Origin of the sequence: Streptomyces poriticola (genome assembly GCF_036689765.1) — a bacterium.
GTDB lineage: Bacteria > Actinomycetota > Actinomycetes > Streptomycetales > Streptomycetaceae > Streptomyces > Streptomyces poriticola.
Map to the genome: position 1 here is coordinate 57,413 of NZ_JBAGKH010000021.1, position 16,099 is coordinate 73,511.

Genomic DNA, 16,099 nt, shown 5'->3' on the forward strand with positions numbered 1-16,099 from the left:
GGGTTCGGTACAGCCTATCGAAGGAAGGTTCAGTGGCGACATAGGGCGCACGGGAGGCGCACGATGCGTGTCGTAAGCCCCCTATGCACCCCCTGTAGGGAACCTCCCCGGGCAAGCGTCCCCTTACGCCTACATACGCCGGGCGGACCGCGCGGACCGGACGGACCGGACGCGCCCGGCGCCGGGCGTCACACCAGGCCGAGCCGCTGCGCCGCCGCGGCGGCGTCCACCGGGACGGTGACCGGCTGCGGTGCGCCGGCGACGGCCCAGTCGGGGTCCTTCAGGCCGTTGCCGGTGACGGTGCACACGATCGTCTGGCCCGGGTCGACCCTGCCCTGCTCGGCGGCCTTCAGCAGACCGGCCACGGACGCGGCGGAGGCGGGCTCCACGAAGACGCCCTCCTGCGAGGCCAACAGCCGGTAGGCGCGCAGGATCTCACGATCCGTCACCTCGTCGATGGAGCCCCCGGACTCGTCGCGCGCGGCCAGGGCGTACGACCAGGAGGCGGGGTTGCCGATCCGGATGGCGGTGGCGATGGTCGACGGGTCCTTGACCACCTCGCCGCGCACGATCGGGGCGCTGCCGGAGGCCTGGAAGCCCCACATGCGGGGCCGCCGCGTCGCCGCACCGTCGGCGGCGTACTCCTGGTAGCCCTTCCAGTACGCGGTGATGTTGCCCGCGTTGCCGACCGGCAGGACATGGATGTCGGGCGCGTCGCCGAGCATGTCGACGATCTCGAAGGCGGCGGTCTTCTGCCCCTCGATACGCACCGGATTGACGGAATTGACCAGCGCCACGGGGTAGTTGTCGCTCAGGGCGCGGGCGAGCGTGAGGCAGTCGTCGAAGTTGCCGTCCACCTGGAGGATCCTGGCGCCGTGCACCAGGGCCTGGCCCATCTTGCCGAGCGCGATCTTGCCCTGGGGCACCAGCACGGCACAGACCATCCCGGCCCGCACCCCGTAGGCGGCGGCGCTCGCGGACGTGTTACCGGTGGAGGCGCAGATGACGGCCTTGGCGCCCTCCTCCTTGGCCTTACTGATGGCCATGGTCATGCCGCGGTCCTTGAAGGACCCGGTGGGGTTCGCGCCTTCCACCTTGAGGTGGACCTCGCAGCCCGTGCGCTCGGAGAGCACCTGCGCGGGCACGAGGGGCGTACCGCCCTCACGGAGCGTCACGACCGGCGTGGTGTCGGAGACCGGCAGCCTGTCCCGGTACTCCTCGATGATTCCGCGCCACTGGTGGGTCATTGCTGGTTACTCTCCTTCAACCCGCATGATGCTGGCGACACCGCGGACGGTGTCGAGCTTGCGCAGCGCCGCGACGGTGCCGCCGAGGGCGGCGTCCGTCGCGCGGTGCGTGACGACGACGAGGGAGGCCTCGCCGTCCTTGCCCTGCTGGCGAACCGTGTCGATCGAGACGCCGTGCTCGGCGAAGACGGTCGCGACCTGGGCGAGCACGCCCGGTTTGTCGGCGACGTCGAGGCTGATGTGGTACCGCGTGACGACCTCGCCCATCGGTGAGACGGGCAGCGCCGCGTACGCCGACTCGCCGGGCCCGCGGGCGCCGCTGAGCCGGTTGCGGCAGACGGCGACCAGGTCACCGAGGACGGCGGAGGCGGTCGGCGAACCGCCGGCGCCGGGACCGTAGAACATCAGCTGACCGGCGGCGTCCGACTCCACGAACACGGCGTTGTAGGCCCCGCGGACGTTCGCCAGCGGGTGGCTGAGCGGGATCATCGCGGGGTGCACCCGCGCGGTGACCGACGCACCGTCCGCGGCCCGCTCACAGATGGCGAGCAGCTTGATGGTGCAGCCCATCTCCCTGGCGGAGGCGAAGTCCGCGGCGGTGACCTCGGTCATGCCCTCGCGGTGGACGTCGTCGAGGCGCACGCGCGTGTGGAAGGCGATCCCGGCGAGGATGGCGGCCTTGGCGGCGGCGTCGAACCCCTCGACGTCGGCGGTCGGGTCGGCCTCGGCGTACCCGAGCGCGGTGGCCTCGTCCAGGGCTTCCTGGTAGCCGGCCCCGGTGGAGTCCATCTTGTCGAGGATGAAGTTGGTGGTCCCGTTGACGATGCCGAGCACCCGGTTGACCTTGTCGCCGGCCAGGGACTCGCGCAGCGGGCGGATCAGCGGGATGGCACCGGCGACGGCGGCCTCGTAGTAGAGGTCCTTGTCGTGCTGCTCGGCCGCGGCGTACAGGGCGGCACCGTCCTGGGCGAGCAGCGCCTTGTTGGCGGAGACCACGGAGGCGCCGTGCTCGAAGGCGGTGGTGATGAGGGTGCGGGCGGGCTCGATCCCGCCGATCACCTCGACCACCACGTCCAGGTCGCCCCGTTTGACCAGCGCGGTCGCGTCGGTGGTGACCAGGGCCGGGTCGATGCCCTCGCGCACCTTGTCGGGTCGGCGTACGGCGACCCCGGCGAGCTCCACCGGGGCGCCGACACGGGCGGCGAGGTCGTCGGCGTGCGTCGTCATGATGCGCGCCACCTCTGAGCCGACCACTCCACAGCCCAGCAGCGCCACCTTCAGCGGACGCGTACGCATCATCCGACCTCGTTTCCTCTCACCGTCTACGGTTGGACCAGTCTCACTCACCGGACGCAATTTTCTGCGTTTGGTCCGGATTGTGAGACGCTTATTTCATTTTCCTGTGGCCGGCGGACCGGAGATCTTCCGGCGGGGGCCGGGGCCCCCGCCGCGGCCGGGCTCCGCCGGGCTCCCCGGCCGCCGACCGGACCGGCGTCCGGCCGGACCGGCGTCCGGCCGGTGAGACCGGCGGGTGGCCGTGGGCCGACGGGCGGGCGGGCCGCCGGGTCGGCTCATCCGACGTCGAGGCGCAGCAGGTCCTCCTCGGTCTCCCGACGGACGATCACGCGCGCCTGGCCGTCCCGCACGGCGACGACCGGCGGGCGCAGAACATGGTTGTAGTTGCTGGCCATGGAGCGGCAGTACGCGCCCGTGGCCGGCACGGCGATGAGGTCGCCGGGCGCCAGGTCGGCCGGCAGGAACGCGTCCTTGACCACGATGTCGCCGCTCTCGCAGTGCTTGCCGACGACCCGGGCGAGCATCGGCCCGGCGTCGGAGGTGCGGGAGACGAGGGCGACGCTGTACTCGGCGTCGTACAGCGCCGTGCGGATGTTGTCGGACATGCCGCCGTCGACGGAGACGTACGTCCGCAGCCCGTCGAGCGGCTTGACCGTGCCGACCTCGTAGAGCGTGAACGCGGTGGGCCCGACGATGGCACGACCCGGCTCGACCGAGATGCGCGGGGTGCGCAGCCTGGCGGACTCACACTCCCGGGTGACGATCTCGCTGAGCGCCTTGGCGATCTCGTGCGGCTCGCGCGGGTCGTCGTCGCTGGTGTACGCGATGCCCAGGCCGCCGCCGAGGTCGATCTCGGGCAGCTCGATCCCGTGCTCGTCCCGGATCTCCTTGAGCAGCCCGACGACGCGGTGCGCGGCGACCTCGAAGCCCGACATGTCGAAGATCTGCGACCCGATGTGGGAGTGGATCCCGACGAGCTCCAGCCCGTCGAGCCGCAGCGCCCGCCGCACGGCCTCCGCGGCCTGCCCCCCGGCCAGCGGGATGCCGAACTTCTGGTCCTCGTGGGCGGTGGCGATGAACTCGTGCGTGTGCGCCTCGACACCGACCGTGATCCGGATCTGGGCGCGCTGGCGCCTGCCCAGGGACTCGGCGATGTGCGCGACGCGGACGATCTCCTGGAAGGAGTCCAGCACGATGCGCCCGACACCGGCGCGCACGGCGCGCTCGATCTCCTCGGCGGACTTGTTGTTGCCGTGGAAGGCGATGCGCTCGGCGGGCATCCCGGCGGAGAGCGCGGTGGCCAGCTCGCCCCCGGAGCACACGTCGAGGTTGAGCCCCTCCTCCTCCAGCCACCGCACCACGGCGCGGGACAGGAACGCCTTGCCGGCGTAGAACACGTCGGCGTCGGCACCGAAGGCGGTGCGCCAGGCCCGCGCGCGGGCCCGGAAGTCGGCCTCGTCGAGGACGTAGGCGGGGGTGCCGTACTCCTCGGCGAGCTCGGTGACGGGTCTGCCGCCGACGGTGACGACACCGTCGGTGTCCCGCTCGACGGTCTGGGCCCAGACCTTCGGGTCCAGGGCGTTGAGATCGGCGGGCGGAGCGGAGTAGTGCCCCTCGGGGAGCACATCGGCGTGACGGGGCCCGGCGGGGTGTGCGGAACGGCTCATGGCTACTTCTGGCTTCCTCGGACGATTCAGAGGTGGTCGGGTGCGTCGATGCCGAGCAGGGACAGGCCGCCGGCGAGCACCACCCCGGCGGCGTCGGCGAGCGCGAGCCGGGCGCGGTGAGCGGCCGAGGGTTTCTCCGCGCCGCGCGGCAGCACGGCCGGCAGGAGGGGCAGCACGGCATCGGCGACGGTGACGAGGTGCCGGGCGAGCCGGTCGGGTGCGCACTGCTCCGCAGCGGCGGCGAGGACGCGGGGGTGGTCGGCGAGGAGGGTGAGGAGGGGGTGGGGATGGTCGGGCCCGTCGGGCCTGCCGGTGACCGGGGCTGCGGGCGCAGTGGACGGCATCGTGAGGGGCCCGGGCTGGGCGGTGAATCCGAGGTCCGCGGCGTTGCGGAGGAGGGCACGGGTGCGGGCGTGGGCGTAGCGGACGCGGAAGAGGGGGTTGCTCTCGCGCTGTGCGAGGTGCTCGTCGCCGATATGGGGCCGGTCGTGGCCGGCGGGGTGGAGCAGGGCCCAGCGTCCGGCGTCCCGGCCGAGGCCGAGCGGGTCGGCGGGTGCGGGGACGGGGCGGATGGCGACCGGGCGGGGGGCGACCGGACGGGGGGCGGGCGGCCCGTGCGACGGCTCGGGGGCGTCGTCGTCGAGGCGGACGCAGGTGGCGGCGCTGGTGCCGGTGACGCCGGTGACGCCCAGGACGGTCTCCCACTCCGGCGGGAGGGCATCGTCGCAGGTGGCGATCACGAGGGTGGTGCCCTGAGAGCGCAGGAGACGGGCGACGCAGTCCATGACGACGACGGCACGGACCTCGCGGGGGGCGTGCAGCCGGACCAGGGCGGCCCCGGCGGAACGGGCGGAGCCGACGGAACGGGCGGAGTCGGCGGAACGGGCGGAGTCGGCGGAGCTGCCGGGACCGTCGGCCACAAGGGCGCCCCCGGAACCCTGACGCCCGTCGGCGAACCCGTACCGGAGGCCGTGCCGCCGCACCTCCCGGACGAGGGCGCCGGGGGCGGTGTCGTCGAGGCTGATGTTGAGGAACCCCGGTCCGGTGACGACGACGTCGGTGATTCCCGGGGCATCGGCGAGGTGGGGCCGGAGGATCCCGGCCACGTCACGGGGCGGCTGCCCGGCCGGGCGGGCGAGCTGGAGCGCGACGTTGGTGGCGTAGTCGCCGCAGCCTCCGGGACCGGGCGCGGTGACCGCGACCCGCTCCGGCACCCGCATGCTGAGCTGCCCGGCTTCCACGGCACGGCGCACGGCGTGCAGCACGGTGCGGGAGAGCTCGACGGGGGTCACGGGACAAGCGTATGGGAGGAGGGGGGTGGGTAGGCGAACGGGTTTGACCGAGGGTCCGGGATGTGGGACGCGGCGACGGGACGGACGGGCGAGGCCACCCGCCGAGCGACCGGCCGGACCGTCGGCCGCCGGGCGGGGCGGGACGGTCGGCCGCCGACCCCCGGCACCGGGACGACGGGGACGGAACCGCCACCCACGGGGCGCATCGCTCCCGGCGTACCGTCCGTACCGTCGGCCACCCTGCGCGGTGGTAGCAGGCAGAGCCGTTCGGCAACCCGGCGCTGCGGTGACAGGCAGACCGTTTCGGCTACCCGGCGCGCTCGGCCGGCGGAGCGCTGCCGCACGCGGAGACCGCCCCGTCGTCCTCCTGCCCTGCCGCCGCCCGCTCGACCAGCCGCCGTACGAGACGGACGAGCTCGGTGGGCTCGAACGGCTTGGGCAGAAACGCGTCGACCCCGGCCTCGACGCCGGCGTCGACCTCGTACTGCGTACAGGCACTGATGACGGCGAGAGGAAGATCACGGGTCCGCGGATCGGCGCGCAGCCGGGCGGCGGTACTGATCCCGTCGAGCCGGGGCATCACCACGTCGAGGGTCACGACATCGGGCCGCACCTGGTGCACGACTTCCAGACACTCGGCACCATCGGCCGCGGTCACCACCTCGAAGCCCTCCAGCTCGAGGTTGACCCTGATCAACTGCCGGATGACCTTGTTGTCGTCGACGACAAGGACCCGGCCCGAGACGCCTGGCACAACTCGAGAGTAGGTCCGGACCGGCCACCGCGTCCGGGATTTCCCCACTTCCACCCCCCTGCGGGGGATGCCCGCCCCCAGTCCCTGACGCCGACCCGCCGGGCACCCCACGGAAACCCGTTCATGACCACCCCGACGAAGCTGGTAGTGTTCTACCCGTCGCCGCGAGCAACACCGCCGCAAACGACACGCCCCCGTAGCTCAGGGGATAGAGCAACGGCCTCCGGAGCCGTGTGCGCAGGTTCGAATCCTGCCGGGGGCACCGGGAATCAAGGCCCTGAACTGCAGAAGCGCAGTTCAGGGCCTTTCTTGTGCATGCCGAAACAGCAACGGCCAAGAAGGCTATGAGCGCTCGTAGCCCACATACTCCGACCTGGGGTTTTCCCACACTGGTCAGCTGGAATCCCTCTCCTCGGTCTGCCAGAGCACGTCTATCAGCAGCGGGTGCCCGTCGAGCGCCGCGTGCACCGCGTCGCGCCGGGCTTGCACACGCTGTCGGGAGCGCACGTCCTGCTACTCCAGATCCTTCGTCTGCGAGGCGGGCAGCAGGACGGGCCTGGCCTTCCGGTGCGCGCGTTCCAGGCTGGGCACCCGACGCAGGACGGGGCGGAGGCACCCCTCGAACCACCCGTCGAGGAGCGAGCGTTCGAGGGGCACGAGTCCGGTGCCGACGCCGTGCGGGCCCATCGCCGTACTGTGCAGGATGCCTGCGGCAACGCCATGCTCAGCGCCACGGCGCTGGCCGCCCCCGGACCCGTCACCGTTCTCACCTCTGCCCCCGAGGATCTCGCCACGCTCTGCCGCGGGCGCGTCCTCTGCCCCCGAGGATCTCGCCACGCTCTGCCGCGGGCGCGTCACCGTCATCAAGATCTGAGGGCGCACCGCTCGCCCGATCAGACACAAGGCCGACACCAGCGTGCAGCCGGGCCGGCCTCGAGCCATCGGCACCCGGAAGCCGGAAACTCGATATGAGGCACACCGCCCCGAGCCAGCAGGACGAGAAGCCGTGAGACCTGCCAGCCGCTCACACTCGCCCGGGGCATCGCGCTCGTGCACTCCATGGAGCCAGGAGCGCACCTGGCGCATTCACCTGCCCACGCGCACCGGAACGCCTCCCCGCCCGATTGAACGGCGCACCATGCACCTCCCCTGCGCGGCGGCGACGGGTGAGCTCCGGTGGGTTGCCGGCCTCGGTACGCACTGAAGAACCCTGAAAGAGCGGGTCAGGTCCGTGGACGTGACCTCGTCGTACTTCCCCGGACAGGCTCGAGGGGCGACGAGGGCTCAGGTCTCCCTCTCCGGCTCGTAGTCGGCTTCGTCCAGTCCGAAGGTCCAGGCGACGCCCTCCCGTGCGGTCCGGGTTCGCGGCGGCACCCGGAGCCAGTAGGTACGGTGGGTGCCGTCGGGCTCCGGGGTGGAGTTGACGACCTCGACCATCACCAGGGGCTCGTCCCCCTCCAGTTCGATCCGCCACAGGACCCCGGCCTCGTCCCGCTGGAGGGGTTCGGCGCCGGACTCCTCCAGGTAGCGGTCGTAGCCGTAGTGCTCCAGCATCACGCGGCGCAGCTCGGCGTTCTCCTCTTCGCGTATCCGCCGCGGGGTCAGTGTGGCGAGCCCGTCGAGGAATGCGGCGGGCACCGGCATGCCGTGCCAGGCATGCAGCGCGAATCCGTCGGGAAAGGCGAGCGCCGGGCCGTCCCCGCGGTGGAGCCGACCCGCCTCGTCCCGGTGCAGTTCCACGGGGCGTTCGGCGACGACCGCGGTCTTCTCGTACGGCCACCACCAGCCCGCGGCGCGGGTGACCACGGCGACCCCGTCGAGTGCCTCCCCGCCGTCCTCGCCGTCGAAGGCCGCCAGCCAGGCCGCGTCGTGCTGCCCCAGGACCGCGTCGAGCAGCACGAGGCGGACGGCCTGCTCACCCTCCGGTAGACCGGTCGAGGTCTCGACGACGCCCCTCCTGATGCGCTCGGCCAGACTGACCGCCCCGTCCCACAGCTGAGCACCCGTCAGGGCCCAGTGCTCGGCCCAGCCGACCGGCCCGAGTCGGCCGGCGACACGCTCCCGTGCCGCCGCCCACGGCCGGGTGCGCACCTCGTCGCGGACGCTGCGGCCGGCCGCGCCCTCCGCCGTGAGCCGGGCTGCCAGTGCCGCGCCCTCGCAGGGCGAGCCCGCCCAGACGATGCGCTCCGGCTCGGGCAGGCCCGCCAGTCGGTAGGCCAGGCGCACGCCGTCCTCGGCCGCAGCGCGGTCCGCCGGGCCGGTCGCGGCCGCGACCTCGCGCCACATCACCGTCGAGTCCGTCTGTGCCGTTTCCGTCGGCGTCGTCATCGTGCCGCTCCCCCGCTGTCTCAGTCCGCCACGACGCGCACCGCGCCGGGCACGTACTCTCGCTGCCGCACCACCCGGTACCAGCCCTTCGGCAGCGGTATCGCCGCGTGCTCCTCGTGCACCACCCGCCCACCGTCCGGGAGATGGAGGTAGGCGGCGCCGAACGGCCCGGCCTCCCGGACCAGGGTCCCCGGCCCCACCACCGCATGGGCGTGGCCGGTGACCTCGCCGAGTGCCAGCACGAGCCGTCCCCGCGCGTCCCGCCGCTGCCCGGGCAGCCGGTCCGTGCCCGGTGGCACGGCCTCTTCAGTCATGGGCACGATCAGGACATCCCCCTGCCGGTACATGCGTGTCTCCCCTCGCCGCCGACGGCCGCTCCGACCGATGTCCACGACGCTACGCCGGGGGTCTGACAACGCCCACCGACGAACGCTGCGGACGGCATCCGCACAGCCCGCGAACGGCGTTGTCAGTGCTGCTTGGTACAACTCTTCGGGCAAGCACAGCGCACCGTGTGCGATCACCCGAGGAGACCAGCCGCATGTCCCACGTCGAGCACCTGAAGGAACTGCACGGCCTGCCGACCTTCGACTTCCCCGGGCCCGGCGCGCGGCATGAGCTGCCGGAGGCAGGCACCGTCGCCTGGCGCCTGGCCGTCGACCCCTACGACGACGACTCGGAGGAGGATTTCGGCGCCCTGTGGGACCGCTTCCTCGACTCGGTCGACCCCGTCGGGGTCCGCGCGGTCATAGTGGGCCAGTGGGGCGAGCCCTACGACAACGACTCCAGCGGCATCGTGCAACGACTCGTGGACGCCCGGGACCGGCTGGGCGCGCTTCGGGCCGTCTTCATCGGCGACCTGGAAATGGAGGAGGCGGAGATCTCCTGGATCGAGCAGTCCGATGTCACGCCGGTCCTGGAGGCCTATCCGCTGCTGGAGGAGTTCGGGATCCGCGGCGGCACCGGACTGCGCTTCCCGGCAGTGCGGCACAAGCACCTGCGCACCCTCTGCTTCGAAGCCGGCGGCCTGCCCGGCGAGGTCGTGCGCGGTGTCGCCGCCAGCGAGCTCCCCGCGCTGAAGTACCTCGAGATGTGGCTCGGCGTGGAGGAGTACGGCGGCGACGCGACCGTCGCCGACCTCGCGCCGGTCCTGTCCGCAGGGCGCTTCCCGGCGCTGCGGCATCTCGGTCTGCGCAACAGTGAGATACAGGACGAGATCGCCGCCGCCGTGGCCGGGGCCCCGGTCGTCGCCCAGCTCAGGTCGCTGGACCTGTCCCTCGGTGTGCTCACGGACGAGGGCGCGACGGCGCTGCTCGGCGGCCAGCCGCTCACCCACCTGACCTGGCTCGATCTCCGCCACAACTTCGTCACGGACCCGGTGTCGCAGCGGGTTCGGGCGGCGCTGGAGCCGTCCGGCGTCGAGGTCGACCTGTCCGAGCCCGGCGAGGCGTGGGAGGACGACGGCGTCGTCCACCGCTTCACCGCCGTCGCGGAGTGAGGCCGCATGACCTTCGCGGATCACTTCGAGACCATTCACGGACCACCCGTCTTCACGCTCCCCGAGCCCGGTGAGGAGGCACATCCGGCGGCCGACGGCGTGGCCTGGCGACTGGACTGCCTCGAGGCCGGGGAGTTGCCGTTCGCCGAGCTGTGGCGAGGCTTCACGGACCGGGTGCCGAGCACGGGCGTACGGGCTCTGGTCCTCGGGCCCTGGTGGGACGGCGAGTACACCGAGCTGCGTCCCGCGCTGGAGCTGATCCTGGCCGACGCCGGCCCCTTCCCCGCTCTGCGTGCCCTGTTCCGCGCCGACGTCACCGGCGAGGAGTGCGAGGTCTCCTGGCTGCAGCTCACCGACGTCACCCCCGTCCTGGAGGCCTTCCTCCTGCTGGAGGAGTTCGGCGTCCGCGGCGATGACTCACCGGGGGTCGGCGAGGAACCCCTGTCGCTGGGCCCGGTACGCCACGACGCGTTGCGCGTGCTGCGGTTCGAGTCCGGTGGCCTGCCCGGTCAGGTGGTGCGGGCTGTCGGCGCGTGCGAACGGCCCGCTCTGGGACATCCGGAACTGTGGCTCGGCGTGTCACGGTACGGCGGCGACGCGTCGGCGGCCGGCCTCGCGCCGGTCCTGTCCGCAGGGCGCTTCCCGGCCCTGCCGCATCTCGGCCTGCAGGACGGCGCGTTGCAGGACGAACTCGCGGCGGCGGTCGCCCCGGCGCCGGTCGTGGCACAGCTGGAGTCGCTGAGCCTGTCCATGGGCACTCTTGCCGACGTCGGCGCCGAGGCGCTGCTCGGCGGCCGGCCGCTGACCCAGCTCAAGCGGCTCGACCTGCACCACCACTTCCTGAGCGACGCCAGGGCCGACCGGCTTCGCACGGCCTTCGGGTCCGCCGGGTCCGAGGTGGACCTGTCGGAGCAGCAGACCCCGCGTCGCAGGCGGGACGAGGAGTGGCGCCATGTCGCCGTCTCCGAGTAGCCGCACTCCGAGTCGCCCCGCCCTCGGCACCGGCCTTCGGTTCACCGTCGTCGGCAATCCGGGGAACCGGCGGACGACGATGTTCGCCGATGCCGTCCGCGCGGCAGGCCACACGGCACCACGCGTGCTCGCCTGGTGCGACGTGCTGCGCGGCGGCTCGTACGCCTTCACGCCCGGTGAGTTCGTACGGATCGACTCCCCCGGCGAGAATGCCGAAGCCGACCGGCTGCTGCGGGGCACCGACGATCCCACCAGGGTGGAGGGAACGGCACTGTGGTACCGCCGCTTCACGACGGCGGTCCGGGAGGTGACGGCTGCGGCCCGCCGTGCGGCTGCGGTGCCGTCCGCCGCCCCGGAAGAGGTCGCAGTGATGTTCGACAAGCGGCGCTGCCATGCCCGGCTGGCCGCCGCGGGCGTCCCGGTGCCCCCGGCTCTGACGGGTCCGCTCGGCGGCTGGGAGGAGCTGAGGGAGCAGCTGAAGGCCGCGCGCATCAAGCGGGCGTTCGTGAAGCCGGCACACGGATCGTCGGCCTCCGGTGTCGTGGCGCTCGCGCTGGCCGGCCCCGGCCGGATCAAGGCGACGACCTCTGTGGAGACGGCCTCCGACGGTCGGCTGTTCAACTCCCTGCGGGTACGCCACTACGTCTCGGAGCCGGAGGTCGCCGCCCTCGTCGACGCGTTGGCCCCGGACGGAATCCACGTCGAGCGGTGGCTGCCCAAGGCTTCCCAGGGTGGCCGCGCCGCCGATCTGCGGGTGGTCGTGGTCGCCGGACGCGCCACGCACGCCGTCGTACGGACCAGCCGGCACCCCATGACGAACCTGCATCTCGGCGGCGCCCGCGGCGACCTGGCCGCGGCACGCGAGGCGATCCGGGCCGCGGGCGGCAGCTTCGACCACGCGCTGGACGCCGCCGAGCGGGCCGCCGCGTGCTTTCCGGGCACGCTGTGCGTCGGCGTGGACATCCTGCCGTCCACCGGGTGGCGCCGCTTCACCGTCGGCGAGGTGAACGCCTTCGGGGATCTGCTGCCCCGCCTGACCGGCCTGCCCGGCAGCGGCGCCGAAGGCCTGGACACCTACGGCGCGCAGGTGGCCGCCGTACCGGCCGCGATGCGGCACACGGAGCACGAGGAGCACCACCATGATGCCACCGGCTGACACCCCGTCGGCGGGCATGCCGCCGATCGACATGAACGAGGTCGTGGGCAGTCACGACCTCCTGCTGGTCACGCTGGACACACTCCGCTACGACGTGGCTCAGGAGCTGGCCGCGGAGGGCCGTATCCCGAACCTGGCCCGGCATCTCCCCGGCGGTGTCTGGGAGCGCCGGCACGCTCCCGGCAGCTTCACCTACGCCTCCCACCAGGCGATGTTCGCGGGCTTCCTGCCGACACCGGCCACGCCGGGTCCGCACCCGCGGCTCTTCGCCGCCCGCTTCGCGGGCAGCGAGACCACCGCGGGCGGCACTTTCGTCTACGACACGCCCGACCTGGTATCCGGCCTGGCCACCGCCGGCTACCGCACTGTCTGCGTCGGCGGCGTGGGCTTCTTCGACAAGCGGGGGCCGTTGGGCTCCGTGCTGCCCGGTCTCTTCCAGGAGAGCCACTGGGAGCCGGAGTTCGGGGTGCCCTCGCCCACGTCCTTCGAGGCGCAGGTGGACTGCGCCGAGAAGGTGGTCGCCGGACTCTCGCGGGAGCAGCGCCTGTTCCTCTTCGTGAACGTGTCGGCCCTGCACCAGCCCAACTGGTTCCATCTGCCCGGTGCCACCCGCGAGTCGGGCGACACACGGGCCACCCACGCCGCGGCCCTGGAGTACGTGGACCGGCACATCGGCCGGCTCTTCCTGGCCGCCGGCAGCCGCCGTCCGTGCTTCGCCATCGTCTGCTCCGACCACGGCACCGCGTACGGCGAGGACGGCCACACGGGCCACCGCATCGGCCATGACGTCGTCTGGACCGTGCCCTACGCCCACTTCTTCCTCGACGAGGCCCGATGACCATCACCGAAACGACCGTCACCGAGACCCAGGCGCCCCTCACCGAGGCCGCGCCCCCGCCCGCCGTGCGCCCGTACCAGCACTACGTCTACGCGTATCCGCACAAGACCGCCTACCGCGCGCTGGCCCGGGAGCAGGCGTCCCTGCACAAGCTGTGGGCCGACGAGCCGAAGAACTCCCTCTCGCTCTACTTCCACATCCCCTTCTGCGAGGTACGCTGCGGCTTCTGCAACCTCTTCACCCGGATCGGGGCACCGGACGGCCTGACCACCGCCTACCTGGACGCGCTGGAGCGCCAGGCGGGCGCGGTGCGCGAGACGCTGGGCGACGGGGCACGGTTCTCGAACGCGGCCTTCGGCGGCGGCACTCCGACGTTCCTCAGGGCCGCCGAGCTGGAGCGGCTGTGTGATCTGGCCGAGCATGGCCTGGGCGCGGATCTGAGGGCGATCCCGCTGTCCGTGGAGGCCTCACCCGCCACGGCGACCGCCGACCGACTGGCCGTGCTGGCCTCGCGGGGCACCACACGGCTGAGCCTGGGTGTGCAGAGCTTCGTCGACACCGAGGCGCGTACTGCCGTCCGCCCCCAGCGCCGGTCGGACGTCGAGGCGGCGCTCGCCCGGATCCGCGACGCCGGTATCCCCGTGCTCAACATCGACCTCATCTACGGCATCGACGGCCAGACCGAGGAGTCCTGGCGCCGTTCGCTCGGCTCCGCGCTCGCCTGGCGGCCCGAGGAACTGTATCTCTATCCGCTCTACGTCCGCCCGCTCACCGGCCTCGGCCGGCACCGCGTCCCGGCCCTCGGCGACGCCGAGTGGGACGAACAGCGGCTGCGGTTGTACCGCTACGGCCGTGACCACCTGCTCGCGCAGGGATACGAGCAGGTGTCGATGCGGATGTTCCGCCGCGCGGACGCGCCGGCCACCGCCGGGGAGGACTATGCGTGCCAGACCGACGGCATGGTCGGCCTGGGCTGCGGCGCCCGCTCATACACCTCCACGCTGCACTACTCCTTCGACTACGCCGTGGACATGCACCGGATACGCGGCATCGTCGACGACTACACGGCCCGTCGGGCCGAGGACTTCCGTCACGCGGACTACGGCTGGCGCATGACCGAGGAAGAGGCCCGGCGCCGGCATCTGCTGCAGTCGTTGCTGCAGGCCGAGGGCATGCCCGTAGCGGACTACCGGTCCCGGTTCGGTACCACACCCGGCGACGATTTCGCCGCCGAACTCGAGCGGTTCGGCGACCGGGGCTGGCTGGACGACTCCGCCGGTCCGGAGCTGCTGCGGCTCTCCCCCGAGGGCCTGGCCCATTCCGATGCGCTGGGCCCTGAGCTGTTCTCCGCCGCCGTGCGGGAGCGCATGGCCGCGTACGAACCGAAGTGAGGGAGCCGACACCGAAGTGAGGGAGCCGACATGGATCTGACGATCCTCTATCGCGGCCCGCTGGCATCGTGCGACTACGACTGCCCGTACTGTCCCTTCGCCAAGCGCCGGGACAGCCGCGCCCAACTGGCCGCGGACCGGGCCGCACTGGAGCGCTTCGCCGACTGGGCTGCCGGTCAGCAGGAAGACCGTCTCTCCCTGCTGTTCACGCCGTGGGGCGAGGGCCTGGTGCGCTCCTGGTACCGGCGCACGCTCGTGGAGCTGAGCCGATTGCCGCACATCCACCGGGTGGCGATCCAGACCAACCTCAGCTGCCGTACGGACTGGCTGGCCGCCGCCGACCGGGACACCCTCGCCCTGTGGTGCACCTTCCACCCCGGCCAGACGCCGTACGACCGCTTCCTGACCAAGTGCCACGACCTGGCCGCACGCGGTGTCCGCCACAGCGTCGGCGTCGTCGGCCTTCCCGAGCATCTGGAGTACGCTCGCCGTCTGCGCGCCCGCCTCCCAGCGCATGTGTACCTGTGGATCAACGCGGCCGAGGGCCATACGTACACCGATGCCGAGGCCGACCAGTGGACCGCCCTCGACCCGCTGTTCCCCTACAGCCGCCGCCCCCACCGCAGCGCGGGCCTGCCCTGCCGGACGGGCGAGTCCGTCATATCCGTGGACGGCGAGGGCACGGTCCGCCGCTGCCACTTCGTCCGGTCGGAACTGGGCAACCTCTACGACGGCTCCTACCGGAGGGCACTGCGCCCCCGCGCCTGCCCGTCGGCTGTCTGCGACTGCCACATCGGCTACGTCCACCTGGAGACCCTGCCGCTGTACGACGTCTTCGCAGGCGGAGTCCTGGAGCGGATCCCCGCCGAGCCATCCCCCGGTCGAGCGCTCGGGCGCACCGCCGGTCCGTGACCCCCTCGAACGTCGTGCGGGGCGCGCGCAGCCGCGAGCCCGGCGTCACACCGGAACAGCTCGCCGCCGACTTCGGCGGCCATCCGTTCACGCTGTCGACGCGGATGCGTCGCGCCGACACCTACGAGGGCGCCACGCCGTGATGTACCCGCTCGTCCGCGAGCCGACCGGATGGCCTGTCAGGTCCGCGGGGAGCACTGGCCCGTCCGGCAGCCTTTCCTCGGCGCCGCGATGGCGCGCCCAGAGCGCGGGCGGCTTGCCGAAGGGGACAGCACGGCGGTGGCGCCCGCGCCGGTGGCCTTGGCCTTGGTCTTGGCCTTGGTCTTGGTCCTGGTGGTGACGATGGAGGTGAGGCCGAGCAGCATCACGCGGAGATGGCCGGAGCCATGCGGAGAAACTCGCTTTCGGGTGCGGTGGCGGGTGGGTAACCTGCGCAGGCCCCGGGTGCTCGCAAGCTTGGGGACATGGACCGACGGTCGCGCTGGCGAGCAATTGCCCTGGCGATTACGCGTAAGCGGGCGATCGCCGGTCCCATCCCGTGCTCTCAGCAGCGCGTTCGCGGGAGATGCGGGCCCTGCGGTTGAACAGCCGACGCCCGGCGCGCGTGCGCGCTTGCCGGTGGCCTTGCGGCGGCAGCTCCTGCTGCGCTCGGGCCGACCCCTGCGGTCGGTGATCGTCGCGAAGCCGAAGCCGTTGCGCTCGGCGGAATCGGGCGACGCGCAGGGCGCGCGGTCAGCAGACTCGCGAG

16 protein-coding genes, 1 tRNA gene and 1 pseudogene are annotated in these 16,099 nt (G+C 72.6%); 9 read left to right on the forward strand and 9 right to left on the reverse strand.

The features are described from left to right. Positions 1-188: 188 nt before the first annotated feature. From thrC to V5O46_RS22880, 5 genes are all read right to left on the reverse strand, one after another. On the reverse strand, positions 189-1,247 hold the full coding sequence (thrC, locus tag V5O46_RS22860; RefSeq protein ID WP_332886538.1) for a threonine synthase: 1,059 nt from the start codon (positions 1,245-1,247) through the stop codon (positions 189-191). Positions 1,248-1,253: 6 nt separating this feature from the next. After that, on the reverse strand, positions 1,254-2,543 hold the full coding sequence (locus V5O46_RS22865) for a homoserine dehydrogenase (RefSeq protein ID WP_332886595.1): 1,290 nt from the start codon (positions 2,541-2,543) through the stop codon (positions 1,254-1,256). Between the two features lie 275 nt (positions 2,544-2,818). Further along, positions 2,819-4,210, reverse strand: a complete 1,392-nt coding sequence (gene lysA, locus V5O46_RS22870) for a diaminopimelate decarboxylase (RefSeq protein WP_332886539.1) — start codon at positions 4,208-4,210, stop codon at positions 2,819-2,821. A 26-nt stretch (positions 4,211-4,236) separates the two neighbouring features. Next, positions 4,237-5,502, reverse strand: coding sequence for an ArgS-related anticodon-binding protein NrtL (gene nrtL / locus V5O46_RS22875; protein ID WP_332886540.1), 1,266 nt, complete (start codon positions 5,500-5,502; stop codon positions 4,237-4,239). Between the two features lie 307 nt (positions 5,503-5,809). Then, positions 5,810-6,256 (reverse strand): response regulator, encoded by a 447-nt coding sequence (locus V5O46_RS22880; RefSeq protein WP_332886541.1) that lies wholly within the window; start codon positions 6,254-6,256, stop codon positions 5,810-5,812. Between the two features lie 190 nt (positions 6,257-6,446). Here V5O46_RS22880 and V5O46_RS22885 point away from each other — a divergent pair. Next, positions 6,447-6,518: transfer RNA gene (locus V5O46_RS22885), tRNA-Arg, on the forward strand. Between the two features lie 251 nt (positions 6,519-6,769). On the opposite strand, the gene V5O46_RS22890 is transcribed toward V5O46_RS22885, so the two are convergent. Beyond that, positions 6,770-6,943: a pPIWI_RE module domain-containing protein gene (locus V5O46_RS22890; RefSeq protein ID WP_332886542.1), complete on the reverse strand. Its 174-nt coding sequence runs from the start codon at positions 6,941-6,943 to the stop codon at positions 6,770-6,772. Positions 6,944-6,970: 27 nt separating this feature from the next. Here V5O46_RS22890 and V5O46_RS22895 point away from each other — a divergent pair. Further along, positions 6,971-7,069, forward strand: a pseudogene (locus V5O46_RS22895) (DNA-binding protein); the annotation flags it as partial. A gap of 471 nt (positions 7,070-7,540) precedes the next feature. Here V5O46_RS22895 and V5O46_RS22900 read toward each other — a convergent pair. Both V5O46_RS22900 and V5O46_RS22905 read right to left on the reverse strand, forming a co-directional pair. Next, the gene (locus V5O46_RS22900) at positions 7,541-8,584 is read right to left on the reverse strand and encodes a DUF6745 domain-containing protein (RefSeq protein ID WP_332886543.1); all 1,044 of its coding nucleotides are present in this window, start codon (positions 8,582-8,584) and stop codon (positions 7,541-7,543) included. Between the two features lie 20 nt (positions 8,585-8,604). Next, complete coding sequence (locus V5O46_RS22905) at positions 8,605-8,931, reverse strand: hypothetical protein (protein ID WP_332886544.1); 327 nt, start codon at positions 8,929-8,931, stop codon at positions 8,605-8,607. Positions 8,932-9,125: 194 nt separating this feature from the next. Between V5O46_RS22905 and V5O46_RS22910 the strand changes: the two genes are divergently transcribed. Genes V5O46_RS22910 through V5O46_RS22940 form a run of 7 tightly spaced genes read left to right on the forward strand, consistent with a single transcriptional unit; the run spans position 9,126 to position 15,494 of the window. After that, positions 9,126-10,082 (forward strand): STM4015 family protein, encoded by a 957-nt coding sequence (locus V5O46_RS22910; protein WP_332886545.1) that lies wholly within the window; start codon positions 9,126-9,128, stop codon positions 10,080-10,082. Positions 10,083-10,088: 6 nt separating this feature from the next. After that, the gene (locus tag V5O46_RS22915) at positions 10,089-11,054 is read left to right on the forward strand and encodes an STM4015 family protein (protein ID WP_332886546.1); all 966 of its coding nucleotides are present in this window, start codon (positions 10,089-10,091) and stop codon (positions 11,052-11,054) included. Continuing rightward, on the forward strand, positions 11,035-12,210 hold the full coding sequence (locus V5O46_RS22920) for an STM4014 family protein (protein ID WP_332886547.1): 1,176 nt from the start codon (positions 11,035-11,037) through the stop codon (positions 12,208-12,210). The genes V5O46_RS22915 and V5O46_RS22920 overlap by 20 nt, the downstream gene beginning before the upstream one ends. Positions 12,211-12,241: 31 nt before the next feature. Then, the gene (locus tag V5O46_RS22925; protein ID WP_332886596.1) at positions 12,242-13,048 is read left to right on the forward strand and encodes an STM4013/SEN3800 family hydrolase; all 807 of its coding nucleotides are present in this window, start codon (positions 12,242-12,244) and stop codon (positions 13,046-13,048) included. Beyond that, entirely contained in the window at positions 13,045-14,439 is a 1,395-nt protein-coding gene (locus tag V5O46_RS22930; RefSeq protein WP_332886548.1) for an STM4012 family radical SAM protein, read from the forward strand. The genes V5O46_RS22925 and V5O46_RS22930 overlap by 4 nt, the downstream gene beginning before the upstream one ends. Positions 14,440-14,469: 30 nt before the next feature. Beyond that, the gene (locus tag V5O46_RS22935) at positions 14,470-15,351 is read left to right on the forward strand and encodes an STM4011 family radical SAM protein (protein WP_332886549.1); all 882 of its coding nucleotides are present in this window, start codon (positions 14,470-14,472) and stop codon (positions 15,349-15,351) included. Continuing rightward, positions 15,348-15,494, forward strand: coding sequence for a hypothetical protein (locus V5O46_RS22940; RefSeq protein WP_332886550.1), 147 nt, complete (start codon positions 15,348-15,350; stop codon positions 15,492-15,494). Before V5O46_RS22935 ends, V5O46_RS22940 begins: the two co-directional genes overlap by 4 nt. A 36-nt stretch (positions 15,495-15,530) precedes the next feature. Here V5O46_RS22940 and V5O46_RS22945 read toward each other — a convergent pair whose 3' ends face one another. Continuing rightward, positions 15,531-15,719: a hypothetical protein gene (locus V5O46_RS22945; RefSeq protein ID WP_332886551.1), complete on the reverse strand. Its 189-nt coding sequence runs from the start codon at positions 15,717-15,719 to the stop codon at positions 15,531-15,533. Between the last annotated feature and the right edge of the window lie 380 nt (positions 15,720-16,099).